The 24,709-nt window shown below is 71.7% G+C and carries 25 protein-coding genes; 15 read left to right on the top strand and 10 right to left on the bottom strand.

What is annotated here, in order from left to right:
* Positions 1-254 precede the first annotated feature (254 nt).
* The 8 genes from CES90_RS35005 (at position 255) to CES90_RS35040 (ending at position 6,981) form a co-directional block, all read left to right on the top strand.
* Entirely contained in the window at positions 255-1,172 is a 918-nt protein-coding gene (locus CES90_RS35005) for a serine hydrolase (protein WP_189787459.1), read from the top strand.
* Positions 1,173-1,258: 86 nt separating this feature from the next.
* Positions 1,259-2,308, top strand: a complete 1,050-nt coding sequence (locus CES90_RS35010; protein ID WP_189787460.1) for an esterase-like activity of phytase family protein — start codon at positions 1,259-1,261, stop codon at positions 2,306-2,308.
* A 124-nt stretch (positions 2,309-2,432) separates the two neighbouring features.
* Positions 2,433-2,975: an RNA polymerase sigma factor gene (locus CES90_RS35015; RefSeq protein ID WP_189787461.1), complete on the top strand. Its 543-nt coding sequence runs from the start codon at positions 2,433-2,435 to the stop codon at positions 2,973-2,975.
* On the top strand, positions 2,972-3,871 hold the full coding sequence (locus CES90_RS35020; RefSeq protein ID WP_229914359.1) for a cupin domain-containing protein: 900 nt from the start codon (positions 2,972-2,974) through the stop codon (positions 3,869-3,871). Before CES90_RS35015 ends, CES90_RS35020 begins: the two co-directional genes overlap by 4 nt.
* Positions 3,868-4,776 (top strand): ABC transporter ATP-binding protein, encoded by a 909-nt coding sequence (locus CES90_RS35025; RefSeq protein ID WP_189787462.1) that lies wholly within the window; start codon positions 3,868-3,870, stop codon positions 4,774-4,776. Before CES90_RS35020 ends, CES90_RS35025 begins: the two co-directional genes overlap by 4 nt.
* On the top strand, positions 4,773-6,299 hold the full coding sequence (locus CES90_RS35030; RefSeq protein WP_189787463.1) for an ABC transporter permease: 1,527 nt from the start codon (positions 4,773-4,775) through the stop codon (positions 6,297-6,299). Before CES90_RS35025 ends, CES90_RS35030 begins: the two co-directional genes overlap by 4 nt.
* A complete protein-coding gene (locus tag CES90_RS35035; RefSeq protein ID WP_189787464.1) occupies positions 6,296-6,676 on the top strand; it encodes a hypothetical protein in 381 nt (126 codons plus the stop codon). Before CES90_RS35030 ends, CES90_RS35035 begins: the two co-directional genes overlap by 4 nt.
* A complete protein-coding gene (locus CES90_RS35040; protein ID WP_189787465.1) occupies positions 6,568-6,981 on the top strand; it encodes a hypothetical protein in 414 nt (137 codons plus the stop codon). Before CES90_RS35035 ends, CES90_RS35040 begins: the two co-directional genes overlap by 109 nt.
* A gap of 67 nt (positions 6,982-7,048) precedes the next feature.
* On the opposite strand, the gene CES90_RS50260 is transcribed toward CES90_RS35040, so the two are convergent.
* Positions 7,049-7,417: a helix-turn-helix domain-containing protein gene (locus CES90_RS50260; RefSeq protein ID WP_229914360.1), complete on the bottom strand. Its 369-nt coding sequence runs from the start codon at positions 7,415-7,417 to the stop codon at positions 7,049-7,051.
* Between the two features lie 298 nt (positions 7,418-7,715).
* Here CES90_RS50260 and CES90_RS35050 point away from each other — a divergent pair, with 298 nt between their 5' ends.
* From CES90_RS35050 to CES90_RS35070, 5 genes are all read left to right on the top strand, one after another.
* Positions 7,716-7,931 carry a hypothetical protein gene (locus tag CES90_RS35050; RefSeq protein ID WP_229914361.1) on the top strand — a complete coding sequence of 72 codons (216 nt, stop codon included), beginning with the start codon at positions 7,716-7,718 and terminating at the stop codon, positions 7,929-7,931.
* A 106-nt stretch (positions 7,932-8,037) separates the two neighbouring features.
* Positions 8,038-8,361 (top strand): hypothetical protein, encoded by a 324-nt coding sequence (locus CES90_RS35055; RefSeq protein ID WP_189787466.1) that lies wholly within the window; start codon positions 8,038-8,040, stop codon positions 8,359-8,361.
* A gap of 226 nt (positions 8,362-8,587) precedes the next feature.
* A complete protein-coding gene (locus CES90_RS35060; protein WP_189787499.1) occupies positions 8,588-12,343 on the top strand; it encodes an ABC transporter ATP-binding protein in 3,756 nt (1,251 codons plus the stop codon).
* A 124-nt stretch (positions 12,344-12,467) separates the two neighbouring features.
* Positions 12,468-12,845 carry a hypothetical protein gene (locus tag CES90_RS35065; RefSeq protein WP_189787467.1) on the top strand — a complete coding sequence of 126 codons (378 nt, stop codon included), beginning with the start codon at positions 12,468-12,470 and terminating at the stop codon, positions 12,843-12,845.
* Between the two features lie 158 nt (positions 12,846-13,003).
* Positions 13,004-14,437, top strand: coding sequence for a S28 family serine protease (locus CES90_RS35070; protein WP_189787468.1), 1,434 nt, complete (start codon positions 13,004-13,006; stop codon positions 14,435-14,437).
* 75 nt (positions 14,438-14,512) lie between these two features.
* Here the strand turns inward: CES90_RS35070 and CES90_RS35075 are convergent, their stop codons facing one another.
* From CES90_RS35075 to CES90_RS35100, 6 genes are all read right to left on the bottom strand, one after another.
* Positions 14,513-16,852, bottom strand: a complete 2,340-nt coding sequence (locus tag CES90_RS35075) for a serine/threonine-protein kinase (RefSeq protein ID WP_189787469.1) — start codon at positions 16,850-16,852, stop codon at positions 14,513-14,515.
* Positions 16,853-17,001: 149 nt separating this feature from the next.
* Positions 17,002-17,643, bottom strand: coding sequence for a hypothetical protein (locus CES90_RS35080; RefSeq protein ID WP_189787500.1), 642 nt, complete (start codon positions 17,641-17,643; stop codon positions 17,002-17,004).
* Positions 17,644-18,338: 695 nt separating this feature from the next.
* Positions 18,339-19,250 (bottom strand): MHYT domain-containing protein, encoded by a 912-nt coding sequence (locus tag CES90_RS35085; protein WP_189787470.1) that lies wholly within the window; start codon positions 19,248-19,250, stop codon positions 18,339-18,341.
* 216 nt (positions 19,251-19,466) lie between these two features.
* Positions 19,467-20,273, bottom strand: coding sequence for a sugar phosphate isomerase/epimerase family protein (locus CES90_RS35090; RefSeq protein ID WP_189787471.1), 807 nt, complete (start codon positions 20,271-20,273; stop codon positions 19,467-19,469).
* 11 nt (positions 20,274-20,284) lie between these two features.
* Positions 20,285-20,671: a hypothetical protein gene (locus CES90_RS35095; RefSeq protein ID WP_189787472.1), complete on the bottom strand. Its 387-nt coding sequence runs from the start codon at positions 20,669-20,671 to the stop codon at positions 20,285-20,287.
* Complete coding sequence (locus CES90_RS35100; protein WP_189787473.1) at positions 20,634-21,122, bottom strand: MerR family transcriptional regulator; 489 nt, start codon at positions 21,120-21,122, stop codon at positions 20,634-20,636. Before CES90_RS35100 ends, CES90_RS35095 begins: the two co-directional genes overlap by 38 nt.
* Before the next feature lie 117 nt (positions 21,123-21,239).
* Here CES90_RS35100 and CES90_RS50265 point away from each other — a divergent pair, with 117 nt between their 5' ends.
* Together CES90_RS50265 and CES90_RS50270 are read left to right on the top strand one after the other, a co-directional pair.
* On the top strand, positions 21,240-21,764 hold the full coding sequence (locus tag CES90_RS50265) for an alcohol dehydrogenase catalytic domain-containing protein (RefSeq protein ID WP_229914362.1): 525 nt from the start codon (positions 21,240-21,242) through the stop codon (positions 21,762-21,764).
* Positions 21,765-21,864: 100 nt separating this feature from the next.
* A complete protein-coding gene (locus CES90_RS50270; protein ID WP_229914366.1) occupies positions 21,865-22,284 on the top strand; it encodes a zinc-binding dehydrogenase in 420 nt (139 codons plus the stop codon).
* On the opposite strand, the gene CES90_RS35110 is transcribed toward CES90_RS50270, so the two are convergent.
* From CES90_RS35110 to CES90_RS35120, 3 genes are read right to left on the bottom strand one after another with little or no spacing between them, the layout of a single operon-like run.
* Positions 22,172-23,716, bottom strand: coding sequence for an FAD-dependent oxidoreductase (locus CES90_RS35110; RefSeq protein ID WP_189787474.1), 1,545 nt, complete (start codon positions 23,714-23,716; stop codon positions 22,172-22,174). The genes CES90_RS50270 and CES90_RS35110 overlap by 113 nt on opposite strands.
* Positions 23,713-23,961: a CDGSH iron-sulfur domain-containing protein gene (locus CES90_RS35115; RefSeq protein WP_189787501.1), complete on the bottom strand. Its 249-nt coding sequence runs from the start codon at positions 23,959-23,961 to the stop codon at positions 23,713-23,715. Before CES90_RS35115 ends, CES90_RS35110 begins: the two co-directional genes overlap by 4 nt.
* A gap of 55 nt (positions 23,962-24,016) precedes the next feature.
* The gene (locus tag CES90_RS35120; RefSeq protein ID WP_189787502.1) at positions 24,017-24,703 is read right to left on the bottom strand and encodes a HemK2/MTQ2 family protein methyltransferase; all 687 of its coding nucleotides are present in this window, start codon (positions 24,701-24,703) and stop codon (positions 24,017-24,019) included.
* Between the last annotated feature and the right edge of the window lie 6 nt (positions 24,704-24,709).

Consider the following 24,709-nt stretch of genomic DNA (forward strand, 5'->3'; position numbering starts at 1 on the left):
CCTGTTGGCCATGCTCCGAGACGGCAACCTTCTACGAACCCCGCATCCTCGAGGGCGTCGAACTCGCCGCACGACCCCCACAAGCCACACCATCCCAAAACGAACCTGGGCGCCTTGACGAAAGACATAGAGGCACCCCCCCCGCGCTCCCGTCATGCGAACTCGTGTACAACTTTCGATCGTCATTGCGAGTCAACTGAAGTGAATGGGCCACCGGCGCGTTCGCTGTCGCCCAAAAGGATGGGGGAACTTTCATGACTCACACGGGTACCCGTGTGCTCGCCGCGGCCCTGGGGGCCGGGGTGCTCATACCGCTGTCGGTCGCCGCCGCACCCGCGGCCTCCGCCGCGCCGCCGCAGGTCAGCTGTACGTCGGGCCAGGCGAGGCTGGCCGAGAAGCTGCGGAAGGACATCACCGCGGCGCTCGCCAAGCGCAAGGGCACCGTGGCGGTCGGGCTGTTCGAGCGGGCCACCAACACCACCTGCACCCTGCGGAGCGGCACCGCGTTCGACTCGGCCAGCGTCGTGAAGGTGACCGTGCTGGCCGCGCTGCTCTACGACGCCAAGAAGCAGAACCGGTACCTCACCGACCGCGAGACCAAGCTCGCCACCGCGATGATCACCAAGTCCGACAACGCCTCCACCAGCACCCTGTGGAAGCAGCTCGGGGTGAAGAAGATCCAGGCCTTCCTGACCGCCGCCAAGATGACCCAGACCAAGCCGGGCGCCAACAACTACTGGGGGCTCACCCAGATCACCGTCCGGGACGAGCAGCGGCTGCTGGCGCTCCTCACCGCGAAGAACTCCGTCCTCAGCGACAACGCCCGCGCCTACGTCCTCAAGCTCATGAACAAGGTCGTCTCCTCGCAGCGCTGGGGGACCCCGGCCGGGGCGCCGTCCACGGTGAAGGTGCACGTCAAGAACGGCTGGCTGCCGCGGGCCACGCACGGCTGGCGGGTGCACAGCGTCGGCGCGTTCAAGGGCGGAGGCCGCGACTACACGATCACCGTCCTCACCCACGGAAACCCTGACATGAACTACGGCGTCAGCACCATCCAGAACGTCGCCAAGGTCATCCACAAGGACCTGGTGCCGGTGTCGGCGTCCGTGCAGCGGTACCAGCCGACGGCCACGCCGCAGGAGGCGATCCCGGCGGTGCCCACCGGCGGCTGACCCCGTCGGCCCGGCGTCGGCCCGGTTCACGAACAATCCACCTCGACGGCATCGAGTCGCTCTACGGCGGCTCTACGGTGACGGCCATGCGTCAGACATCCCGCCTGAGAACCGTACTCGCGACCGTCACCGCCGGTCTGGCGGCGGCCACCTGCCTGTCCGCCGCCGGCCCGGCCAACGCCACCGCGCCCCACGCCTGTTCGCCGTCCGTCTCCATAGACGGCTTCTCCGACGCCCTCGACAAGACGACCTACGAGGGCACCTTCGTCGGCAACTTCTCCGCCCTCGCCGTCGACCGGGACGGGTCCCTGCTCGCCGTCTCCGACCGGTCCTCCCTCTTCTCCCTCGACCCGCGCACCCTCCAGCCGAAGGGCGTCGTCCCCCTCGCCACCGACACCGGCGCGGCGCTCGACTCCGAGGGCCTGGTCGTCGACCGGGACGGCACCCGGCTGATCAGCTCCGAGACCGAGCCGACCGTACGCCGCTACGACCGCGAGGGCCGGCCACTCAACAACCTTCCCGTGCCGGACGCGCTGAAGGTCGCCCCCGCGGGGCGCGCCGCCACCAACCAGACCTTCGAAGGGCTCACCCTCCTCCCCGGCGGCCGTACGCTGCTCGCCACGATGGAGGGCGCGCTCACCGGGGACACGACCGGTGTCGTCCGCTTCCAGACCTGGCAACGGCACGGCATCGGCAAGGACTTCCGGCTCGCGGCCCAGTACGGCTACCGCGCCGACAGCGGGCTCGGAGTCGTCGAGGCCACCGGGCTGCCGGGCGGGCGGCTCCTCGTCCTGGAGCGCGGCTTCACCGCCGGCGTCGGCAACACGGTCCGCCTCTACGCCGCCGACACGCGCCACGCCACGGACACCACCGGCGTCGACGTCCTCACCGGCCAGGACGGCGACGGCGTACGACTCGTCCACAAGACGCTCCTCGCCGACCTCGTGAACTGCCCGCCCCTCGGCGCCACCGCCAAGCAGCCGCAGCCGAACCCGCTGCTCGACAACATCGAGGGCATGACCGTCACCGGGCAGCAGCGGCACGGGGGCCGGCTGAACGTGCTGCTCGTCAGCGACGACAACCAGAACGCCGCCCAGACGACACGGTTCTACTCGCTTCGCGTCCGCCTGGGCTGACAGGCCGTACTCTCGCCGCCTTGAACGCCCTCGCCGCCTAGAACGCCCTCGCCGATCTCGCTGACGAGGGAGCCACCGCGTGAACCGCCGGGGGCCCCTCGTCCGATGAAGGTGTGTGAGCGAAATGAACCGGGGGAGCCCGGGCGACGCAGAGTTGTTGCGCGCCGTCGCGGACGGTGACCGCCGCGCCTTCGAGGAGCTGTACCGTCGGTACGCTCCTTGGCTGGTGCTGCGGCTGCGCGGGCGGTGCGCCGATCCGGTGCTCGTCGACGACGTCGTACAGGAGACGTTCCTCGACGTGTGGCGGGGAGCCGCCCGCTATCGCCGTGAAGGTGATGTGGCGGGCTGGTTGTGGCGGATCGGGTCGCGCCGGCTGGTGGACGCGCTGCGTGGCGACGGTGCCCGCGGCCGGCTGCGCCAGGCACTGGCCCGGCTGCGTCATCGAGACGAGGCGTCCGCGGAGGAACAGGTGCTGGCCCGGGTGCAGCACGGCGACCTGGCGGGCTCGCTGGCCGGGCTCTCGCCGGAGTTGCGGGCGGTGTTGCAGGCCACGGTGATCGACGGCCTGACGACGCGTGAGGCGGCCGTCCTGCTGGGCATTCCGCCGGGCACGGTCAAGACCCGGGCCATGCGCGCCCGGAAGCAGCTGCGGGAGGGCCTGACATGAGCTGGCACGCCGATGACGGGGACCTGCGGGAGTACGCGCACGGGATGCTGGCGGCGCCTCGACTGTGGTCCGTCGAGACCCATCTCGCCGCCTGCGCGGACTGCCGGGCGGCGCTCTCGGCCCATGTCCCGTCCGCCGAGATCGACGGGGGCTGGGCCCGGCTGGACGCCGAGTTGGATGCCCCGAGGCCCGGCGCGGTGGAGTCGCTGCTGATCCGGGTGGGGGTCGCCGACCACACCGCGCGGCTGCTCGCGGCGACTCCGGTGCTGCGCCGCTCCTGGCTCGGCGCCGTGGTGCTCACCCTGCTGCTCGCGGTCGGCGTGGGACTGGCCGCGTCGCCGCTGATGCTGCTGGCCACGGCGCCGCTGCTGCCGCTCGTGGGGGTGGCGGTGTCGTTCGGCCCCGGGCTGGACCCGACGTACGAGATGGCCGTGGTCGCGCCGATGCACACCTTCCGGCTGCTGATGGTCCGGACCGTCGCCGTGCTGTCGACGACGACGGCACTGAGCGGGCTGGCGAGCCTGGCGCTGCCGTCGTACGGCCTGGCGGCGCTCGGCTGGCTGCTGCCGGCGCTCGCGCTGACCTCGACGGGGGTCGCGTTGACGCCCCGGCTGGGGCCCGTACTCGCGCCCGCGCTGGTCGGTGGCGGCTGGACCGCCCTGGTGGTGCTGAGCTGCCTGCCGACGTCCGGTACGCCGCTGCCCTTCACCGCCGAAGGGCAGGGCGCGGCGGCGGCGATCGCGGTGGTGGCGACGGTGCTGCTGGTGGCGGCGCGGGACCGCTTCGACAGCGGCCGTCCGCTCGGTCCTTCCCTCGGATCCCTTCGATCCCTTCGATCCCTCCGATCCCTCCGATCCCTCCGATCCCTTCGAATCGCAGCCAGGAGGCTGTCATGACACGACCCGCGGTTACCCGACCCACGGTCACACGTCCCACGGTCTCGGCCGCCGGGCTGGCCCTGAGCTATCGCGGTACGAGGGCGGTGGACGACGTGACGCTGCGGCTCACCGAAGGCGTCACGGGTCTGCTCGGGCCGAACGGCGCGGGCAAAACGACGCTGTTGCGGATCCTGGCGACGGCGACGCCGCCGGACGACGGGGCGTTCACCGTCCTCGGGCACGACCCCAGCACGGTCCGCGGACGGCAGGACGCACGCAGGGCACTGGGCTATCTGCCGCAGAACCCCGGCTTCCATCCGGACTTCACCGCCTTCGAGTTCGTCGACTACGTGGCGATCCTCAAGGAGCTGACGGACCGGCGGACCCGGCACGCCGAGGCCCGGCGGGTCCTCGACGCGGTCGGTCTGGCGGAGGTGCGCGGCAAGCGGATCCGGAAACTCTCCGGCGGTATGCGGCAGCGGGTGGCGCTGGCGGCGGCCCTGGTCGGCGATCCGGGGTTCCTGGTCCTGGACGAGCCCACGGTCGGGCTGGACCCGGAACAGCGGATGCGGTTCCGGGAGCTGATCGCGGAGGCCGGCGAGGGCCGGACGGTGCTGCTGTCCACCCATCAGACGGAGGACGTGGCCATGCTGTGCCACCGGGTGGTGGTGATGGTCAAGGGCCGGGTGCGGTTCGACGGCACGGCCGCCGAGCTGACGGCGGTCGCCGACGGCCGGGTGTGGAGCAGCGCGGAGCGGCAGCCGGGCGCCAGAGCCGGATGGCGCACCGGGACGGGCGAGTTCCGCAACGTCGGCGATCCGCCGGCGGGCGCCCGGCTGGTCGAGCCGACGCTGGAAGACGGCTATCTGCTGGCGCTCGGCGGCGACACGGGGACGGGGACGGGGACGGGGGCGGCGGCATGACGGCCGTGACCGAGACCCGGGCCGTGGCACCGGCTCCGGCGCGGGCCGCGGACGGGCGGCGGGCGGTGCTCGCGCTGGCCCGGGTGGAGGCACGGCGCCTGTTGCTGCATCCGCTGGTCCTGGCCGCCCTGGTGGCCTACCTGACGCTCGTGCTGTGGCCGGGCGGCGAGCCGGAGGACGCCTATCCGGTCCTGCAGGACATCGACCGTGAGACACAGCTGGGACAGCTGATGCTGGGGCTCGCGGTGATGATCGCCGCGAACCTGGCGGTGCTGCGCTCCCACCGGCGGGGCACGGACGGGTCTTTCGGGGTGCTGGTGGTGCTGCCGTGGCAGCGCACCTGTGCGCATGCGCTGTCGGTGCTGCCGACGGTGCTGGTGGGGGCGCTGATCGTGGCGGGCCAGTTCACTGCCCAGGCGCTGAAGCCCGGGGCGGTGGGCCACGGTTCGGTGTTCGAGCTGGCGACCGGGCCGTTGCTGATCCTCCTGCCCGCGATCCTGGGAGTGCTGCTGGGCCGGGTGGTCCGGTCGGCCTTCGCGGCCCCGCTGGCCGTGGTCGCCTTCCTCGCGATCAGCATGGTCTTCGTGGCCGACTCGCAGAGCCCGGCCTGGCTGCGCGGGATGGCGCCCGTGCTGTTCGACGAGGGTGCGCGACCGCTGCCGTACGACCTGCTGGGGCGGCCCGCGGGATGGCACGCGCTGTACCTGCTGGCGCTCTCGGTGCTGGCGGCGGCCGGCGCGGCCCTGGTGAGCGGTGGCCGGACGCGGGCCGTACGGGTCACCGCCGTGGCGGCGTTCGGCGCGGTTGTGACCGCCGTCGTGTTCCAGGGCATGGCGCCGTCGGACGCGGTGCGCGAGGCACGGAAGGTGGCGACCCGTGACCCGGCGGCGGTGCAGGACTGCGAGCGGCGCGAGGCGACGACGTACTGCGCCTTTCCCGAGTTCACCCCCTGGATCGACGAATGGGCCCGGGTGACGGACAGGGCGCGGTCGCTGGCCGGCGATCCGGACAGGACGCGGGAACTGACCGTACGGCAGAAGGTCGCCGCAGTCGACGGACCGTCGGACAGGTCGAACCTCTCGCCCGCCGGGCCCGGCGAGTTGACGGCGAGCACGGCGTGGGGCGGTGAGCGGGAGCTGGAGTTCGCCGCGAGCGTCGCCCGGGGGCTGGTGGTCGGGCACGAACAGTACGGGGGAGCGTACTGCGACGCGCGGGGGGTGCTGATGGTCTGGCTGGCGATCCGCGCGACCCGGGACGGCGAGGCCCTGTTCGAGAAAACCGGGGACAACTACAACAGCCCCGGCGTGATCCAGGCACCGGTCTTCGCGCTCTCCCTGCGTGGCCGCGAGTACGCCGTCGTCCAGCGGCTGCTCGCCGAGCCCCGGCCGGAAGTGGATCGCAGGGTGAAGGCGTCCTGGGCCGAGCTCTCCGCCCCCGGCACGACCACCGACCGCGCGGCCGCGCTGCTGGGCGTCACCGCCCCGGCCGAGACGGCCGACGACCGCGAGTGGCGGTGCGCATGAGGCGGCGGGCCTTGGTGGTGGCGGCTCTGGTACGGCCCACGCTGCGGTCGCTGCCGTGGACACTGTTCGCCGCCGGCTGGGGGCTGGGGCTGGCCGTCGCCGCCGTACCGGTGCTGTTCTCGATGGAGCTCTCGGCGGAGGTGCTGGTCAACGTGGTGCGGGCGGCCGCGCTGTGCGGGGCGGTGGGGATGGCGTTCGTCCTGGACGATCCCGCCCGGCACACCACCGCTGTCCCCCCGTACCGCGTCCGCTGCGGCAGGCGCTGCGCGTGGCCGTCGTGTGGCTGGTGGGCGCGGCGTGGTGGACGGTGGTGCTGGGCGTCGTCCGGGCGGGCGCCGATCCCGCGCAAGGAGCCGCGCTGCCGTCGGGCGGGTTGACGGTCGAGGCCGGCGCGCTGTCCGGGCTGGCGTTCGCGCTGGCCGGGGCGGTGGTGCGGTTCAGCGAGATCCGGCTGCCGGGGCCGGCCGTGGCGGGCGCCGTGCTCGCGCTGCCGATCACCGCCGGTGCGCTCCTCCCGCCACGCTTCGCGCTGTTCGTACCAGCGGGCGACCCGCGCTGGGCGGACGCCCATGCGCTGTGGGCCGGGATTCTGATCGCCGTGCTCGCCATCTGGGCGGTGTGCGGAGCGGAGCCGCGCCGCCGACGCGGTGGCGTGCGTCGACGGCGTGGCGAGGGCGTTTGACCGGTGTGGTGGTGGCGTTTGACGGGCTGCATCGGTTCGTGCCCGGCTGCATCGGTTCGTGCCCGTCTCACGGTCTGCGTTCGCACGCGCAGTCGCCCGGCTCGCCGTCCTCCAACAGGCCGCTCTTGGCGGTCAGATAGGCGAGCTGGGCGCGGCTGTTGCTGCCGAGCATGTCGCCGACCTTCTTCAGATGACTGGCGACGGTACGGGTGCTGATACCGAGCCGGCCCGCGATGGCGGCGTCGGTGTAGCCGTCGACCATGAGCCGGAGCACATGCAGCCGGGTCTCGTCGGTGAGCAGTGGGGGGCGTTGCTGGTCGTGCTCTTGGACGACCGGCCTCGCCCGCTCCCAGGCGTACTCGAACGCCGAGACCAGGAAGTGCACGACGCCGGGGTCGGTGACCTTGAGGGCGTGGGTGCCGTGGTCCTTGCCCATGTCGGGATGAAGGCGACGGCACGGTCGCAGATGATCATCCGGTCGAAGACCTCGTCGACGGTGCGTACCTCGACGCCCAGCTCGGTGACCTGCTTGATGTAGTCGAGCGTCGGGCCGTGGGCGCGGATGGTGTGCTGGTACAGCGTGCGCTGCTTCACGCCCTTGCGGTGCGCCTCCAGGGTGCGCGCCAGCGCCTTGACCAGGACCTCCTCGGGGCGGCGGCCGCCGGGACCCCTTCGTCCCGTCCTTCGACATCTGGGTCGCCCGCAAGGTCCCCGCGGACCGCCTCGCCAAGGCCATGGGCGCCATGCACTTCTTCCGCAGCGCGGGCAACATGGTCGGCTCCCACCTGGCCGGCGCCCTCTTCGACCTGGCCCTCTCCTGGAACGTCCCGGGCGCCAACTGGTACGTCGCCGCCGCGTGCGCCGTCATCTGCCTGGTCAGCAGGGACGAGGCACCGGGGGAGAACCCCGAGACGACCCCCGAGCAGGAACCGGCGGAGGCGGCGGTATAGCGAAGGTCAGCCCCGTACTGTCAAGCCCGGCAGAGGAAAACCACTCGATCGCCTCGATCGCCGTCAACCCCCCGAAACGCCAGGGAGCCTTTGCCAGCATGCCCTCATGAACGAAGATCCCTTCCTGGAGAGCGCCGAACAGTTCGTGCTCTACCTGGCCGAGCTCCAGAGCACCCTCGATCCCGAGTCGTACGACCTGCTGCTGCGCATCCTCAAGGGCACGAACGAGGCGCTGGTCCACCGAGGCGTGGAGCTGGACATCCCCCTCTCCCCCCGAGAGCGGCAACTCTTCACCCCCGAATTCGGCCACCGCCTGACCAAACTCCTCGACCACCTGACCCCCCGGTGCGCCGATCTGGACGCGGAGAGCGAGTACCTGCGCCGAGAGGTGGAAGCGATCGCCAGGGCCAGCGGAATGAGCGCCTCGTAAGCTGCGGGTGGGTGGGAGCGCCCCTTCAGGGGCGCGGGGAACTGCGCGAGCGACCCCCACCCACCCGCAGTCGCCAACGAACCCGATCTCCCGAGCTCCTGGGCGGGGGTCGAAGGGGGCGGCAGCCCTCCGCGGGGGCGAGAAATATTGCGCGGGATGAAATCCGCTGCTCCCGGCGTTGCGCCTTCCGGAAGGCACCGGACAACAAGGAGGGCACCACGTGGCTGTGCAACAGGGGGAGGCACCCACAGAGGCACCCACAGAGGCACCCGCAGAGAAGAAATCCGGCTGGGCGCACCGCCTCGCCGCCTACGCCTGGCGCTACCCCAAGGACGTCATCCTCGCCCTCGGCTCCTCCCTGGCCGGCATGGCCCTCATGGCCCTCGTCCCCCTGATCACCAAGGTGATCATCGACGACGTCATCGGCGACAAGACCCGCGACATGGCCCCCTGGGCCGGCGCCCTCGTCGTTTCCGCCGCCCTCGTCTACGTCTTCACCTACATCCGCCGCTACTACGGCGGCCGCCTCGCCCTCGACGTCCAGCACGACCTCCGCACGGAGATGTACGGCACGATCACCCGCCTCGACGGCCGCCGCCAGGACGACCTGTCCACGGGCCAGGTCGTCGGCCGCGCGACCAGCGACCTCCAGCTGATCCAGGGCCTGCTCTTCATGCTGCCGATGACCATCGGCAACTTCCTCCTCTTCCTGATCTCCCTCGTCGTCATGGCGTGGCTGTCGCTCCCCCTCACCCTCGTCGCCCTCGCCGTGGCACCCGCCCTGTGGTGGATCGCCGAACGCAGCCGCACCAAGCTCCACCCGGCCACCTGGTACGCCCAGGCCCAGGCCGCCGCCGTGGCGGGCGTCGTCGACGGCGCGGTCAGCGGCGTACGCGTCGTCAAGGGCTTCGGGCAAGAGGAGCAGGAAACCGGCAAACTCCGCGAAGTCGGCCGCCGCCTCTTCGCGGGCCGCCTCCGCACCATCCGCTTCAACTCCAGGTACACCCCCGCCCTGCAGGCCGTCCCCGCCCTCGGCCAGGTCGCGATGCTGGCGCTCGGCGGCTGGCTGGCGGTGCGCGGACACATCACGCTCGGTACGTTCGTCGCGTTCTCCGCGTACCTTGCCCAGCTGGTCGGCCCGGTCCGCATGCTCGCCATGGTCCTCACCGTCGGCCAGCAGGCGAGGGCCGGCACCGAGCGCGTCCTGGAGCTGATCGACACCGAGCCGACGCTCACCGGCGGCACCAAGACCCTCCCCGCCGACGCGCCCGCGACGGTCGAGTTCGACGACGTGTCGTTCGGGTACGACGACGGGCACCCCGTCCTCCAAGGCCTCTCCTTCGAGATCCGTCCCGGCGAGACCCTCGCCGTCGTCGGCGCGTCCGGCTCCGGCAAGTCGACCGTCTCCCTCCTCCTCCCGCGCTTCTACGACGTGACCCGGGGCGCCGTCCTCATCGGCGGCCAGGACGTCCGCGAACTGACCTTCGATTCCCTCCGCGCCGCGATCGGGCTCGTCCCCGAGGATTCGTTCCTCTTCTCCGACACCGTCCGCAGCAACATCGCGTACGGCCGCCCCGACGCCACCGACGAGCAGATCGAGACGGCCGCCCGCACCGCCCAGGCGGACCGTTTCATCGCCGGATTGCCCGACGGCTACGACACCAAGGTCGGCGAACACGGCCTGACCCTCTCCGGCGGTCAGCGCCAGCGCATCGCCCTCGCCCGCGCGATCCTCACCGACCCCCGCCTCCTCGTCCTCGACGACGCGACCTCCGCCGTGGACGCCCGCGTCGAACACGAGATCCACGAGGCGCTCGGCCACGTCATGGCGGGCCGCACGACCCTCCTCATCGCCCACCGCCGCTCCACCCTCGGCCTCGCCGACCGCATCGCCGTCCTCGACGAGGGCCGCCTCGCCGACATCGGCACCCACGAGGAGCTGGAACGCCGCTCCGCCCTGTACCGCCGCCTGCTCACCGACCCCGACGAGCTGGGCGGTGTCTCGCCCGGCCACGTCCAGCCGTCGCAGCCCGTCGAGGACATGTCGATACGGGACGAACTGGACGCCGAGTTCGACGCCGAGCGCGGCATCACCCCCCGGCTGTGGACCGGCGACCGGGAGCCCAGGGACACCGCCTTCGACGGCACCCCCGCCACCCCCGAACTCCTCGCCCAGGTCGAGGCGCTGCCCCCGGCGACCGACACTCCCGGCATCGACGAGGCCCGCGCGGTCGCCCCGGAGGACTCCTACGGCCTGAAACGCCTCCTGCGCGGCTTCGGCCTGCCCCTCCTCGTCAGCCTGGCCCTGGTCGCGACCGACGCCGGCATGGGCCTGCTGCTGCCCGTCCTGATCCGGAACGGCATCGACGACGGCGTCTCCCAGGCGGCCCTCGGCGGGGTCTGGGCCGCCTCCGTCCTCGCCCTCCTCTCGGTGATTGCCCAGTGGGCGGCCCAGGTCGGCGAGATGCGCATGACCGGCCGTACCGGCGAACGCGTCCTCTACTCGCTCCGCCTGAAGATCTTCGCCCAGCTCCAGCGCCTCGGACTCGACTACTACGAGCGGGAGTTGACGGGCCGGATCATGACCCGGATGACGACCGACGTCGACGCCCTTTCGACGTTCCTCCAGACCGGTCTGGTCACGGCCTTCGTCTCCGTCGTCACCTTCTTCGGCATCATGGTCGCCCTCGTCGTGATCGACGTACAGCTCGCGCTCGTCGTCTTCGCGACGCTCCCGCCGCTGATCGTCTGCACGGTCTTCTTCCGCCGGGCGAGTGTGAAGGCGTACGAACTCGCCCGTGAGCGGGTGGCCGTGGTCAACGCGGACCTCCAGGAGTCGGTGGCCGGGCTGCGGATCGTGCAGGCGTTCCGCCGCGAGCGCGACAGCGGCGAGCGGTTCGCGGCCGGCAGCGACAGCTACCGCGAGGCGCGCGTCCACGGCCAGTGGCTGATCTCGATCTACTTCCCGTTCGTGCAGTTCCTGTCGATGGTGGCCGCCGCGGCCGTCCTGATCGTGGGCGCGCACCGGGTCGACGCGGGCACCCTCACCACCGGCGCCCTGGTCGCGTACCTCCTCTACATCGACCTGTTCTTCGCCCCCGTCCAGCAGCTCTCCCAGGTCTTCGACGGCTACCAGCAGGCCACCGTCTCCCTGGGCCGTATCCAGGAACTCCTCCAGGAGCCCACCTCCACGAAGGCCGCGGCCGAGCCCCTGGAGGTCCTCTCCCTGCGTGGCGACATCACCTTCGAGGGCGTGGACTTCGCCTACGGGTCCGCCGACGACGCGGAGGAGGCCCTGAGCGGGGTCTCGTTGACCATCCCCTCAGGGCAGACCGTCGCCTTCGTCGGCGAGACCGGCGCCGGCAAGTCCACCCTCGTCAAACTCGTCGCCCGCTTCTACGACCCCACCGGCGGCCGGGTCACCGTCGACGGCACGGACCTGCGCGACCTCGACATCACGTCGTACCGCCACCGCCTGGGCGTCGTCCCGCAGGAGGCGTACCTCTTCCAGGGCACGATCAGGGACGCCATCGCCTACGGCCGCCCCGACGCCACCGACGCGGAGGTGGAGGCCGCCGCCCGTGCCGTCGGCGCCCACGACATGATCGCCACCCTCGACGGCGGCTACCTCCACGAGGTCACCGAACGCGGCCGCAACCTGTCGGCCGGCCAGCGCCAGCTGATCGCCCTGGCCCGCGCCGAACTGGTCGACCCCGACATCCTGCTCCTCGACGAGGCGACCGCGGCCCTGGACCTGGCCACGGAAGCCCAGGTCAACCAGGCGACGGACCGCCTCGTCGGCCGCCGCACCACCCTCGTCGTGGCCCACCGCCTGACCACCGCCGCCCGCGCCGACCGCGTCGTCGTCATGGCCGACGGCCGGGTGGCGGAGGACGGCACCCACGACGAACTCCTGGCCCGGGACGGACGGTACGCGGAGCTGTGGCGGACGTTCGTGGGAGAGCCGGCCCTGAAGCCGTAGGAACCGCGGGCACAAGCCGTAGGAACCGTAGCCACGCAACCGCAGGCCCCACCTCCTGCGTCCGTACATCAGTACGGGCCGTGTGGCGGGAGGGGCAACAGTGAGCAGGGCAGCGAGGGGAGCGATGCGCCGGCCGACGGCGCTCGCGCTGGCCGTACTGACGACGGCGGGGCTGCTGACGCTGGCCGGACCGACGGCAAGCGCCGAGGCCGCCACCCCGTCCTGCTCCGGCCGCAAGGTACGGACCCTGACCTTCGACGCCGGCACTGTGCGGGTGTACCGCAAGGGCACCCGGTATGTCTGCGCCGTGCTCGTGCCCAAGAAGCGGCCCGGGAAGAAGACCCCCAAGGCGATCCTCCATATGCGGCCGTGGCGCGGCGAGTGGGTGCGCAACGCCAACCACCTCGCCGGCCCCGTGACCGTCCACGCGGGCCGACGCTGCGTATGGATCCACGCACGGGTCGGCAAGAAGGAGTACGACTCCGGCTGGATCCTCCGCTGAGCGTGAGCGTGAGCCTGATCCCTGATCGAACCGCCGCCCCACACAGGGTTTTCCCTATCTCCCCCTGAAACAGCGCCAGTTGACCCGTCCTCCCCTGGTGTCCCACCAGCACGCTCGGATAGCTTCCGGCGCATAGCTGCCGCACAGGGGAGAAACGTATGCGCAAAGCACTCACATGGGTGCTGTCGCTCGTGGTGCTCATAGGCACGTTGAGCACGGCGGGAGCGGCCACCGCCGCTGAGCCGGAGACCGGCGACATCAAGGACCGCCTGCTCGCGATACCGGGCGTGAGCCTGATCGAGGAGAAGCCGTACCCCGGATACCGCTTCTTCGTCCTGAACTTCACCCAGCCGATCGACCACCGGCGCCCGTCGAAGGGCACCTTCCAGCAGCGCATCACCATGCTGCACAAGGACACGGCACGCCCGACGGTCTTCTTCACCAGCGGCTACAACGTCTCGACGACACCGCGCCGCAGCGAGCCGACCCAGATCGTGGACGGCAACCAGATCTCGATGGAGTACCGCTTCTTCACTCCGTCCCGCCCCGACCCGGCGAACTGGTCCAAGCTGGACATCTGGCAGGCGGCCAGCGACCAGCACCGCATCTTCAAGGCGTTCAAGAAGATCTACGACAAGAAGTGGGTCTCCACCGGCGGCTCCAAGGGCGGCATGACCGCCACCTACTACGAGCGCTTCTACCCCAGGGACATGGACGGCGTCGTCGCCTACGTCGCCCCCAACGACGTGGTGAACAAGGAGGACTCGGCCTACGACCGGTTCTTCGCAAACGTCGGCACCAAGGAGTGCCGCGACCGGCTGAACGCGGTGCAGCGCGAGGCGCTGGTGCGCCGGGAGCCGCTGAAGAAGAAGTACGCGGAGTTCGCCGCCGCCGAGGGCCTCACCTTCAACACCGTCGGCAGCCTGGACAAGGCGTACGAGGCGGTCGTCCTCGACTACGTGTGGGGCTTCTGGCAGTACAACCAGCTGGCGAACTGCGGCGACGACGCCCTGATCCCGAAGGACGCCAAGAAGGCCACGGACGACGAGATCTGGACGTCCATCGACACGATCGGCGGCTTCTCCTCGTACGCCGACCAGGGCCTGGAGCCGTACACGCCGTACTACTACCAGGCGGGCACCCAGCTGGGCGCGCCGGCGATCGTCTTCCCGCACATCGAGAAGAAGTACATCCGCTACGGCTACCAGCCGCCGCGGAACTTCGTGCCGCGGGACATCACGATGAAGTTCCAGCCGCACGCCATGCGCGACGTCGACACCTGGGTCCGCAACAACGCCCACCGCATGCTCTTCGTGTACGGCGAGAACGACCCGTGGGGCGCCGAGCCGTTCCACCTGGGCAAGAAGGCCCGTGACTCGTACATCTTCACGGCCCCCGGCGCCAACCACGGCGCCAACGTCTCCCGACTCGTCGACTCCGACAAGGCGCTGGCCACGGCCCGCATCCTGGAGTGGGCGGGCGTCGCCTCCGCCACGGTCCAGGACGACCCGAGCAAGGCGAAGCCCTTGGCGAAGTACGACTCCAAGCTCGACAAGCGGGACATCGAGAAGGAGCTGACGCTCCGGCCGTGACCGGCTTGATCCGTAACTTGCCTGATCTGTACGGAAGCTGAGCCCCCGGTGCCGTGGTGACACGGCACCGGGGGCTCACCCCTCCCCGCTGTCCCCGCTGTCCCCGCTGTCCCCGCTGTCCTCGGTGTCCTCGGTGTCCTCGGTGTCCAAGCTCACCCAACCCGCCTTCGAGGACGGGACGTAGACGATGCCGCCCGCCACCATCGGCTCGGTGTCCAGGCCGGAGTCCATGCCGCTGCCGTCCTCCAGGGTCGGCACGCTGTGCCGGTAGAGCAGCTTGCCGGTGCGGGAGTCGAAGACGGCGACGCCACGGGTGTTGGCGACGTAGACGCGGTCGCCGGCCTGGACGGGCGGTGCGTCGGCCGGGCCCCGGCCGGGCATGGGGCGGCGCCACAGCTCGGTCCGCTCGACCGTGTCGACGGCCACCAGTTCGCCGCCCGTCTGGTTGGGGGCCACGAACAGCACCCGGCCGGGCGTCACCGACAGCTCGGGCGCCCCGACCTGACCGCCGCCCAGGGTCGCGTCGACCTCGGTGCGCACGCCCTTGGCGCCGGCCGCGAGTTTCTGGCTCAACAGGGTGCTCTCCGCGCCGTCCTGGTTCACCGCGATGCAGTACAGCCGGGTCGCGCCGTCCTCCTTCAGCAGCGCCTGGCTGCCGGGTTCGCACGGCGCGGACAGCTTGAACTCGGCGACCTCCTTGCCGCTGCCGGTGTCGACGACCGTGTCGAAGTCCTCGCCGAGCCCGTCGCCGCCGACGCCGGTGAACACATGGAGCCGGTCGCCGACGACCCGCAGCGCGGGCGGATGCCCGGTGCCGGCTTGGGGGTTGGTGCGCGCCTGCGCCGACCAGGCCTCCCGGCCCGTACGGGCGTCGACGGCCAGGACCAGGCCGCCGTGGTCGACCACGTAGACCCGTTCGCTGTCGGCGATGAGCCGCTGGGTGAGCAACGCCATCGCGTAGCGCCACTTCACCTTGCCGTCGGCGAGCGAGAGACCGATGAGGCGGTCGCCGATGTTGACGATCGCGGTGTCGCCGACGACGACCGGGGTGTTCTGGCCGTACGCCGATGCCTCGTCGGTCCGCCACAGCTCCTTGCCGGTCGCGGCGTCGATCCGGACCGTGCGGTCGCCGACGCAGACCAGGGACGACTCGGCGTACACGCAGTCGCTGTTCTGGAGGTTGTACTGCCACTGCCGCCAGCCGTCCGGGCGCCGCTCGGGGCTGTCGTGGTACGTGAACGTGAAGCCGCCCGAGCCGGACTGCGTGCTCGCGTACGCGGCGGACCCTTCCGGCTGGGTGACGGCGCGTGCGCTCTGGCCGGGCTGCGCGCTCGGGCCCCCGCCGGCATCCGCGCCACTCCCGCCCCCGCCGTTGTCCTGGCCGCCACGCAGCCCGTACAGCAGTCCGCCCGACAGCGTGGCGATCGCCACCACCGCGGCGGCCACGGCGAGGACGAGCCGCCGGCGCCGCCGGGGCGGGGGAGTGGCGGCGGAGCCGGCGTCCGTGACCACGGGGGTCACGGACGGCCGCGCCGGGGAGCGGGGCGCCGACGAGCGCAGCACCACGGTGTCCGGGGAGTCGGGGACGGCCGGGTAGGACGTGCTCTGCAGCAGGACGAGCAGCTCGTCCGCGTCCGGGCGCTCGTCCGGCTCCTTGGCCAGACAGCGCTCGACCACCGGCAGCAGCCAGTCGGGCACCCCCTCCAGGTCCGGGGGCTCGTGGACAAGCTGGTACGCCACCGCGTACACGTCCGTGGCGTCGAACGGCACATGCCCGCTCGCCGCGTACGTCAGCACCGAGCCCAGCGAGAAGATGTCGCTGCGCGGCCCGACGTCCTTCTGGGCGCGGATCTGCTCCGGCGACATGAACGGCGGGGTGCCCACCGTGACCCCCGTACCCGTGGGCATGTCGGCGTCGGCGGCACGCACGATGCCGAAGTCGATGACCCGGGGTCCGTCGGCGGCGAGCAGGACGTTGGCCGGCTTGAGATCGCGGTGCACTATGCCGGCGCGATGGATGTCACGCAGCGCCTCGGCGAGACCGGTGCCGAGCCGGTACAGCTCCGCGGCGCCCAGTTGGGGCCCCAGCTTGATGCGCTGGTCCAGCGGCTGCCCCGGCACGTAGAGGGTGGCCATCCAGGGCGGGTCGGCGTCCGGGTCGGCGTCCACGACCGGCGCGGTGAACGCCCCGCTGACTTGCCGGGCGGCGGTGACCTCACGCCGGAAACGGCGCCGGAAGTCGGGCTGGTGGGCGAGATTGCCCCGGATCACCTTGAGGGCGACCTGGCGGCCCGAGGGGGAGGTGCCGAGATAGACGTGGCCCATTCCGCCGGAGCCGAGAAGGGAGTCGATGCGGTAACCGGGAATCTCCGGCAACTCCTCCTTGCCCGGAGCGCCTTGAGCATCCTGGGCCATCGTCCCCCCACCGTCGTTGCCGTCGCCGTCGTACGGACCGTGAGCGGATGATATCGATCCGGTACGGCGAGCACGGAGGGGTGTTCGGCCAGAATGGTGCTTGACCCGGAACTCGGCAGTGGCCGAACTCGGCAGTGGTCGTTCGGAATTCAGACGGGCACGGCGCAACCCACCGGCTTGCCGCCGCCCAACCGGACATACAGATCGGTCGAGTCGGGACACTGCGGCTTCGTCTCGACCGCCGCCGTGACCTGGTACTCCGGGGCGCGCTCGCCCGTGCCGTCGCAGGCGGTCTCGCGGACCTCGCCGCGTCCGGCGCTGTAGACGCAGTCGCCGACGATGGTGCGGGGGCCGCCTCCGCCGCCGGGATCGCCCGGGTGCGGCGGCTCAAGATTGCGCATACAGGCGTAGCCCTGGGGCACCGAGCCGTCGCCGTCCTCGTCCCCGCCGCCGGAGGGCCTGGACTCGCTGATGTGGAGGACGAAGTCGGTGGTCGCCGGGCAGGGCGGCCCCTGCGCGACCCGCCCGTCGTGCCGGGCCACGACCCGGGCGGCGGCGCTCTCACCGGCGCACGGCACCTCCGTGAAGCCGGTCGTCCCGAACGAACTGCACTCGTCGATCCCGAGGAACACCGTCCCGTAACCGGCCGTCCGGGTGGGCGCGGTGGTGGTCGTCCGCTCCTCGGGCTCCTCACCCGCACCGCCGTTCAGCGCCTGGCACCCCGAGAGCAGCGCGACGGCCAGTGCCACGCTCCCCGAGATCCCCGACAGCTTCGTACGCACCCCTCGCATGGCCACCCCCCGACACACCCCCGTCCAGCGTGACCCGCCCTCGGGGGCCACGCCACACGTATCGTGCGCTTTGCGCATGTTAGTGGGGTTACGCCGGGTGTGCGGCGTAGGCCTCATACGTCAGCCCGTGCCCGATCGGATACAGCACCTGCTTGGAGTGCTCTCCTCCCTTCGCAGGCTCAGGAAGGAGATTCCCAACCAGCCCGGCCGAAGCCGACGACAAGGGGCCGCCACCGGCGCTGTCGGAGGGGGGGCGCGCCGGTGGCGGCGTGCTGCCGGCCGCAGGCGGCGGAGAGGGTTGGTCAGCGATCGCAGCCAGCAGCGAAGCCGACGGTCCGCTCTGCGGAGACTCACCCGGCAGCATGGCCGTTGGACGAGGCGGGGTGAGTTCGGGTTCCCGGGGCGGGGGGAATTCCGGAAGTCGGTACGGATGGGGTGTGGGGTGCGCGGGAGAGCTCGGGGGGCGGGGGTGAGTTGGCGGCCGCGGGTGGTTCGTGGTTGCTCGCGCAGTTCCCCGCGCCCCTAAAAGAACTGGGGGCGCCCCCTGGCTTTCAAGGGGCGCGGGGAACTGCGCGACCAGCCCCCACTCACCCGCACCCGCCGAACAACCGACCCTCCCGAGCTCTTTCGCGGGGGTCGAAGGGGCGCAGCCCCTGGGGGAAGGGACGGGTAGGGGCGGCGGGGGCGAGGAGAACTCACCATTCCTGAACGCGTCGCGCCGCCGCCGGCCGAACCGGCGGTTCGAAGAGTGACCCCGGCGTGTCGTCCGGATGGGGCAACGGCGCATCCGGCCGGTCGGCCTGCCGAAGCCGACCCCGCGACCGCGCAACCGGAGCCGGAGCCACGGCCACAGGCTGATTCCGCTCCACTTCACCCAGCACGAGCATCGGATCGAACATCACCACGACCCCCGCCAGCAACAGAAAGATCACCGGCCCGATCAGCATCGGCAGCAGAATCGACAACGGCGACTCCCCGGTCAACTCCCCGCCACCCTTCGTGCCATGCAGATGTACCCCCACCGCGGCCATCCCGGTGTAATGCATCCCGGACACCGCGACCCCCATGACAAGACTGGCGCCCAGGCTGGTCAGGAAGCCCCGGATCGACACCGCCGCCCACAACGCCGCGGTCGCGGCCACGATGGCGATGACGATGGACAGCGCGACGACGCTGATGTCGTACTGGATGTAGCCGTTCATCCGGATGGCCGCCATGCCCAGGTAGTGCATGGCGGCCACACCGAGCCCGGTGACACTGCCGGCGGCACACAGCGTGGCCGTGCTGACACCGCGATACCCCACGGCGAAGACCCCGATGCCGACGACGGAGATCGCCACGACGAGGCTGAGCACGGTCAGGCCGACGTCGTAGTGGATCCGGCTCTCCTTCACCCGGAAGCCGATCATGGCGATGAAGTGCATCGTCCAGATGCCGCAGCCGATCGAGGCCGCGCCTAACGCGAGCCAACCGGGTTTCCAGGACTGTGCGTTGTAGACGGACCTGACCACGCAGCGCAGTCCGAGCGCCGCGCCGAGGCAGGCCATGATGTAGGCGGCCACCGGGGTGACCGCACCGTAGCTGAAGTCGTCGACCGTGCCTTGCATATGCCAAATCCCCCCGAGACCGGACTAGTTGGGGCCGTTGTGCGGGGGGTAAGTCTGGTACAGGGGTGCGCCGGTGCGCTCCGTTTTCCAAGAGTTTGCTGTTGGTATCTGTCCGGCTGCTGATCGACTTTGTGTGACTGGGGGTTGATTCGTCGTCAAAATCCTTGCCCAGCTTGATAATTCAAGCTCAGGTCATGGTTTTACGCCGCGTCAGTCCTATGCCGCGTCGTTCAGCAACCGCCCGAGGTGCTCCCGCCCGGCCCCCAGCAGCCCGGGCAGCGGCGCCGCCCCCTCGTACCACCGCTTCTCGTACTCCCAGCAGAGCCAGCCGTCCCAGTCCTTGCGGGAGAGGAGTTCGACGCACTCGGCGAGGGGGAGCACGCCCGCGCCGAGCGGCAGCGGGGTCGTGTCGTCGGCGGAGGCGATGTCCTTGACCTGGACGTAGCCGAGGAAGGGGGCGAGGGCGGCGTAGGACTCGGAGGGCTGCTCGCCGCCGAGCCAGGTGTGCATCACGTCCCAGAGCGAGCCGACGTTGCGGTGGCCGACCTGGCCGAGGATGCGGATCGCGTCGGCGCCGGTGCGGTGCGAGTCATGGGTCTCCAGCAGGATCCGTACGCCGTGGTCGGCCGCCTCCTCCGCCGCCGTACCGAGCCGCCGGGCGGCGACGGCGTCGGCCTCCCTTGGGCGCTGCCCGCCGTCGAGGTCGGCGCCGGGGAAGACCCGGATGAAGGGCGCGCCCAAGTCCCGTGCCAGGTCGAGCAGGTGCCGGATCTCGTCCAGTACCGGTCCGTCGTCGCCGGGCGCCGCGACCCGCGCGTATCCGGCGAGCCCCAGGATCTCCACCCCCGCCGCCTTGAACTCGGCGGCCGCGTCGGCCCGTTCGGCGGCGTCGATGCCCGGATGCACCGGCTCCTCGGGGTGGGCGCGCAACTCGACGCCGTGATAGCCGTGCGTGACGGCGAGCCGTACGACGTCGGAGATGGGGAGACCGGAGACACCGAGGGTGGAGAAGGCGAGTTTCATGCCTTCGGACCCTACTCGGCATCCCCTGTCATTCCACCGTCCGTCGTGCCGGGGAGGCCCGGCCGCCGGTCCCGGCCCACCGCATCCACGCCGAACGAAAGTTCGTCCACAGGGCCAGCTCGCGGTAGCCGGCCTCGCGGGCGAAGTCGGCGACGGCCGCCACGAGCCGGTCGCCGATGCGCGGCCCCCGCCGCGTCCGGCTCGACGAACAGCGGCCGCAGCCGCGCGGCCCCCGCCGCGTCCGGCTCGACGAACAGCGGCCGCAGCCGCGCGGCCCCCGGCGCGGCGTCCCGTACGCACATCACGCACCCCGCCGGCCGTCCGTCCGGCTCGGCGATCCGCACCCGCTCCAGCAGCGGATCACGGTCCTCGGCGAACTCCGCGACGATCCGCGCCACCAGCCCCTCGTACTCCGCGGGGGCGCCGCCCGTCGCCCGGGATCGCGCGGACCTCGCCCATGGCCTCGGTGAGCCGAGAACGGTCGGCGGCCGGCACGGCCGCGTCTCCCGCGCCGATGACGGAATCGAGCATGGTGCGCGACGCCTCCAGGTCTTCGATGGCGTGGGTGATCCGCTCCCGCGCCCGACGCAGGTAGGCGACCAGCTCCGAGCACACCGGGACCAGGCGCTCGTCCTCCTCGCGGACCCACGGCAGCACCTTCGCGATCGTCTGCGTGGTCAGTCCGGCGGTGAGAAGCGTCCGGACGTGGCGGACCGTCTCGACGTCCTGCTCGCCGTACACCCGGTAGCCGCTGGGCAGCCGCTCGGGTGTCAGCAGCCCCTGCTCCTCGTAGTAGCGCAGCAGTCGCTCGCTGACCCCGGTGCGTCGCACCATCTCGCCGATGCGCATGGATCCGCCTCTCGCCGACTTGACTCTCACACCGATGTCAGACTTTGGCGTTCCGGCATGGCACCGAGTTCCGCGATTTCCGCGGCGCTGTTCCGGCCCACAAGGAGAGTCCCCGTCATGCTCGCTGTGCAGATCGACGTCCACGGAGGTCCGGAGGTGCTCTCGGTCCGGGAGATCGCCGAGCCGGTGCCCGGCCCGGGAGAAGTGCTGGTCCGGACGGTCGCGAGCAGCCTCAACCCGGTGGACTGGAAGACCCGCGCCTGGGACGTGGGCCCGGAGTTCCCGATGACGCTGGGCTGGGACCTGGCCGGCATCGTCGTCGCGAGTTCGTCCGCCGAGTTCGCCGTGGGCGACCGGGTGATCGCCATGTCCGCGCAGATGGCCACGGGACGCGGCACCTGGGCGCAGCTGGTCGCCTTGCCGGAACACCTCGTGACCCACGCGCCCACCACGCTGAGCCTCGCGGAGGCGGCCACGCTGCCGCTGGCCGGGACCACCGCCGTGCAGGCCCTCGCCAAGCTGGAGTTGAGCAGCCGCAGCCGCCTCCTGGTCACCGGGGCGGCGGGTGCGGTGGGCGCCCTGGCGGTCCAGCTTGCGCGACGGGCCGGAAGCGACCGTCGACGGGCTGGTGTCCCGGCCTGAACACGTCGAAGAAGTAAGGGAGTTGGGCGCCGAGTCCGTGGTGGCCCTCCCCGCGGACCTGCCCGAGGAGACGTACGACGCGGTACTCGACACCGCGGGCGTGGACGTCTCCCCGGCGCTCGCCGGGGGAGGGCTCTACGTCTCGATCGCCGACGAGCCCCTGCCCGCCGTACCCGGTGCCACCAAGAGCTATGTACAGGAGAGCAAGAAGGACCTCGCCGAGCTGGTGGAGCTGGTTGACGCCGGTCGGCTGCGGGTACGCGTGGCGGAACACCACCCGGTGACGGCGGTACGCACGGCCCACGAGCGCTTCGAGGCGGGGGCCTGGGTGGCAAGGTCGTCCTCCTCTTCTGACCTGCTCTTCTGGCCTGCTCTTCTGGCCTTCGCGGGCCTGACCTTCGGGGACCCTAGACGTCCCGTGGTTCCAGCGGCTTCGTCGCCGGCCCCTGGAGGATGTTCCCGTCCGGGTCGAAGCGGGAGCCGTGGCAGGGGCATTCCCAGGTGCGTTCGGTGGGGTTGAAGGCGACGAGGCAGCCGAGGTGGGTGCAGCGGGCGGAGACGGCGTGGAGGGTGCCGTTGTCGTCGCGGTGGACCGCGCAGTGGTGGCCGCCCGCACGGACGATCGCGCCGTCCCCCGGGGCGATGGCGTCGACGGAGGTGTCGGAGGCCGGGGAGAGCCGGTCGCCGACGAAGTGGCGGGCGACCTGGGCCTGGTGCTTGAGGAAGCTCGGTGCCTCCCGTACGGCGCTGAGCACCCGGCGCGGATCGTACAGATCGCTCCACGGCGCCTTGTGCCCGGTGATCTGCTCGGCGAGGAGCCGGCCCGCCATGATGCCGCCGCTCATGCCCCAGCCCCCGAACCCGGTCGCCACCCACGTGTGCCGGCTGCCCGGGTGGAAGGGGCCGACGAGCGGTACGGAGTCGGTGGAGTCGTTGTCCTGGGTGGCCCAGCGGTGGGTGAAGTCGAGCGGGCCGAAGCGTTCGACGGCCCAGTCGGCGAGACGCTCGAACCGTTCGCCGACGTCGTCGCCCGTGCCCGGCATGAAGTGCTCCCCGGTGACCACGAGCAGCCGCCGCCCGTCCGCGTACGGGGCGGTGCGCAGTGAGCGGGTGCGCTGTTCGGGGGTGATGTACATGCCGTGCGGGTCGGCACCGGCCGGGCTCGGGTCGGCCTCTGCCGGGATCGGCGCGGTGAGCACGAGTTCGCGGCGCGGGGAGAGCCGGGTGAAGAGCAGCGCCCGGTCGAACACCGGGTAGTGCGTGGCGACGACGATGTCCCCGGCGGTCACCGTGAACCCCGCCTCGGTCGTCAGCCGACATGGCGTGCCCTCCTTGAGGCGCGTGACCCGCGTCCGCTCATGGACGAGGGCGCCGCCCTGCCGGACCAGATCGTCGACGAGCGCCAGCAGGTACTTACGCGGATGGAACTGCGCCTGCCCCGTCACCCGCACCGCCCCCGCCACCGGGAACGGCAGCCCCGTCTCCGCCCCCGTGACGTACTCGGCGGGCAGCCCGGCCTCCCGGGCGGCCGCCGCCTCCGCCCTCAACTCCTCGACACGCCCCTCGTCCTCGGCGTACGTGAAGGCCGCCGCCTCCTCCCAGTCGCACATGATCCCCAGCTCCTCCACCAGCGCGGCGGCATGCCGGATCGCCTCCGTCTGCGAGCGCGCGTACAGCTCCGTGGCCTCAGGGCCCCGGGTCCGCCGCAGCCGCTCGTAGACGAGCGTGTGCAGGGCGGTGAGCTTGGCGGTCGTGTGCCCGGTGACCCCGGCGGCGACCCGCCCCGCCTCCAGCAACGCCACCCGCCGCCCCCTCCGGGCCAGCTCCCACGCGGTGCTGATCCCCGCGATCCCGGCCCCGACGACGGCGACATCGACGATGAGATCGCCGTCGAGCGCCGGGTACGGGCTGTGCTGCGGCGCGGTCTCGATCCAGTACGACTTCTGCTTCATGGCTCTCCCTCACCTGGGCGGCACCTGGGCGGCATGGACGGCATGGGCGACTGAGCACGGCGCCGGTGGCTGGTGTCGCACCACGGCTGGATCCGGCTGCGGCGACAGGTGCACAGGGCCACCCGGAAGCGGTCCGACGACACGGTCGTACCGTCTTCCAGCGTGACCTCGACCGGCCCCTCGACCAGCAGCGGGCCGGGGCGCTGGACGGTGATACGACGGCGCTCGGCCTGGGCAGCGGTGATACGACGGCGCTCAGTGGTTTCAGTGCTTTCAGCGGTTTCAGCGGTTTCAGCGGTTTCAGCGGCTTCCGCGGGGACGTTCGGCACGGATGATCACCAGCTCTTCTTTCTCGTCACCGCCGCGGTCCAGGAGTCCCCGGCCGCGCAGCCAGTCGTCCCGCGACCGCAGGACGGGCCCGAAGGCGACGCGACGGCGGTCCACGACGTCCGTACGGAGCCCCGCGGCCCGCAGTTGCGCGAGCGTCCGTTCCTCGTCGCTGAGGGTGGACTGGACCAGGAGCAGCACCCCGCCGGGCCGGAGCAGGGCGGGCGAGTCCCGGCAGAGGCGGTCCAGTACGAGACGGCCGTCCCGCCCGGCGTCCCACGCCCGCGCGACACCCCGGGCGGGGCGGCCGTCGGTACTGCGCGAGCCTGGCACGGGCATGTACGGCGGATTGGACAGGATCAGGTCGAAGGACCGGTCGGCCACCGGGTCCAGCAGGTTCCCCCGTACGACACTCAGCGGCAGCCGCGTCAGCACGGCGTTGACCCTGGTGTTGAGGACCGCCCGCCAGGAGATGTCGACGGCCGTGACCCGGGCGCCACGCCGTGCCGCCGCCAGCGCGACGGCCCCGGTCCCCGTGCCGACGTCCAGCACGTCGGCCCGCGGGGCGAGCGGCTCCCGCCCCAGGGCGGTGACCAGGAGGTCGGTGTCGTCCTGAGGGGCGTAGACGCCGGGCAGGGAGAGCGGCAGGGTCACGGGCAGGTGCCT

Source organism: Streptomyces capitiformicae (assembly GCF_002214185.1).
Lineage (GTDB): Bacteria > Actinomycetota > Actinomycetes > Streptomycetales > Streptomycetaceae > Streptomyces > Streptomyces capitiformicae.

What these genes read in the sequence shown, in the direction of transcription:
- CES90_RS35005 (WP_189787459.1), top strand. Translation starts at nt 255, where the DNA reads ATGACTCACACGGGTACCCGTGTGCTCGCCGCGGCCCTGGGGGCCGGG.
- CES90_RS35010 (WP_189787460.1), top strand. Translation starts at nt 1,259, where the DNA reads ATGCGTCAGACATCCCGCCTGAGAACCGTACTCGCGACCGTCACCGCC.
- CES90_RS35015 (WP_189787461.1), top strand. Translation starts at nt 2,433, where the DNA reads ATGAACCGGGGGAGCCCGGGCGACGCAGAGTTGTTGCGCGCCGTCGCG.
- CES90_RS35020 (WP_229914359.1), top strand. Translation starts at nt 2,972, where the DNA reads ATGAGCTGGCACGCCGATGACGGGGACCTGCGGGAGTACGCGCACGGG.
- CES90_RS35025 (WP_189787462.1), top strand. Translation starts at nt 3,868, where the DNA reads ATGACACGACCCGCGGTTACCCGACCCACGGTCACACGTCCCACGGTC.
- CES90_RS35030 (WP_189787463.1), top strand. Translation starts at nt 4,773, where the DNA reads ATGACGGCCGTGACCGAGACCCGGGCCGTGGCACCGGCTCCGGCGCGG.
- CES90_RS35035 (WP_189787464.1), top strand. Translation starts at nt 6,296, where the DNA reads ATGAGGCGGCGGGCCTTGGTGGTGGCGGCTCTGGTACGGCCCACGCTG.
- CES90_RS50260 (WP_229914360.1), bottom strand. Translation starts at nt 7,417, where the DNA reads ATGGGCAAGGACCACGGCACCCACGCCCTCAAGGTCACCGACCCCGGC.
- CES90_RS35050 (WP_229914361.1), top strand. Translation starts at nt 7,716, where the DNA reads ATGGGCGCCATGCACTTCTTCCGCAGCGCGGGCAACATGGTCGGCTCC.
- CES90_RS35055 (WP_189787466.1), top strand. Translation starts at nt 8,038, where the DNA reads ATGAACGAAGATCCCTTCCTGGAGAGCGCCGAACAGTTCGTGCTCTAC.
- CES90_RS35065 (WP_189787467.1), top strand. Translation starts at nt 12,468, where the DNA reads ATGCGCCGGCCGACGGCGCTCGCGCTGGCCGTACTGACGACGGCGGGG.
- CES90_RS35070 (WP_189787468.1), top strand. Translation starts at nt 13,004, where the DNA reads ATGCGCAAAGCACTCACATGGGTGCTGTCGCTCGTGGTGCTCATAGGC.
- CES90_RS35075 (WP_189787469.1), bottom strand. Translation starts at nt 16,852, where the DNA reads ATGGCCCAGGATGCTCAAGGCGCTCCGGGCAAGGAGGAGTTGCCGGAG.
- CES90_RS35080 (WP_189787500.1), bottom strand. Translation starts at nt 17,643, where the DNA reads ATGCGAGGGGTGCGTACGAAGCTGTCGGGGATCTCGGGGAGCGTGGCA.
- CES90_RS35085 (WP_189787470.1), bottom strand. Translation starts at nt 19,250, where the DNA reads ATGCAAGGCACGGTCGACGACTTCAGCTACGGTGCGGTCACCCCGGTG.
- CES90_RS35090 (WP_189787471.1), bottom strand. Translation starts at nt 20,273, where the DNA reads ATGAAACTCGCCTTCTCCACCCTCGGTGTCTCCGGTCTCCCCATCTCC.
- CES90_RS35100 (WP_189787473.1), bottom strand. Translation starts at nt 21,122, where the DNA reads ATGCGCATCGGCGAGATGGTGCGACGCACCGGGGTCAGCGAGCGACTG.
- CES90_RS50265 (WP_229914362.1), top strand. Translation starts at nt 21,240, where the DNA reads ATGCTCGCTGTGCAGATCGACGTCCACGGAGGTCCGGAGGTGCTCTCG.
- CES90_RS35110 (WP_189787474.1), bottom strand. Translation starts at nt 23,716, where the DNA reads ATGAAGCAGAAGTCGTACTGGATCGAGACCGCGCCGCAGCACAGCCCG.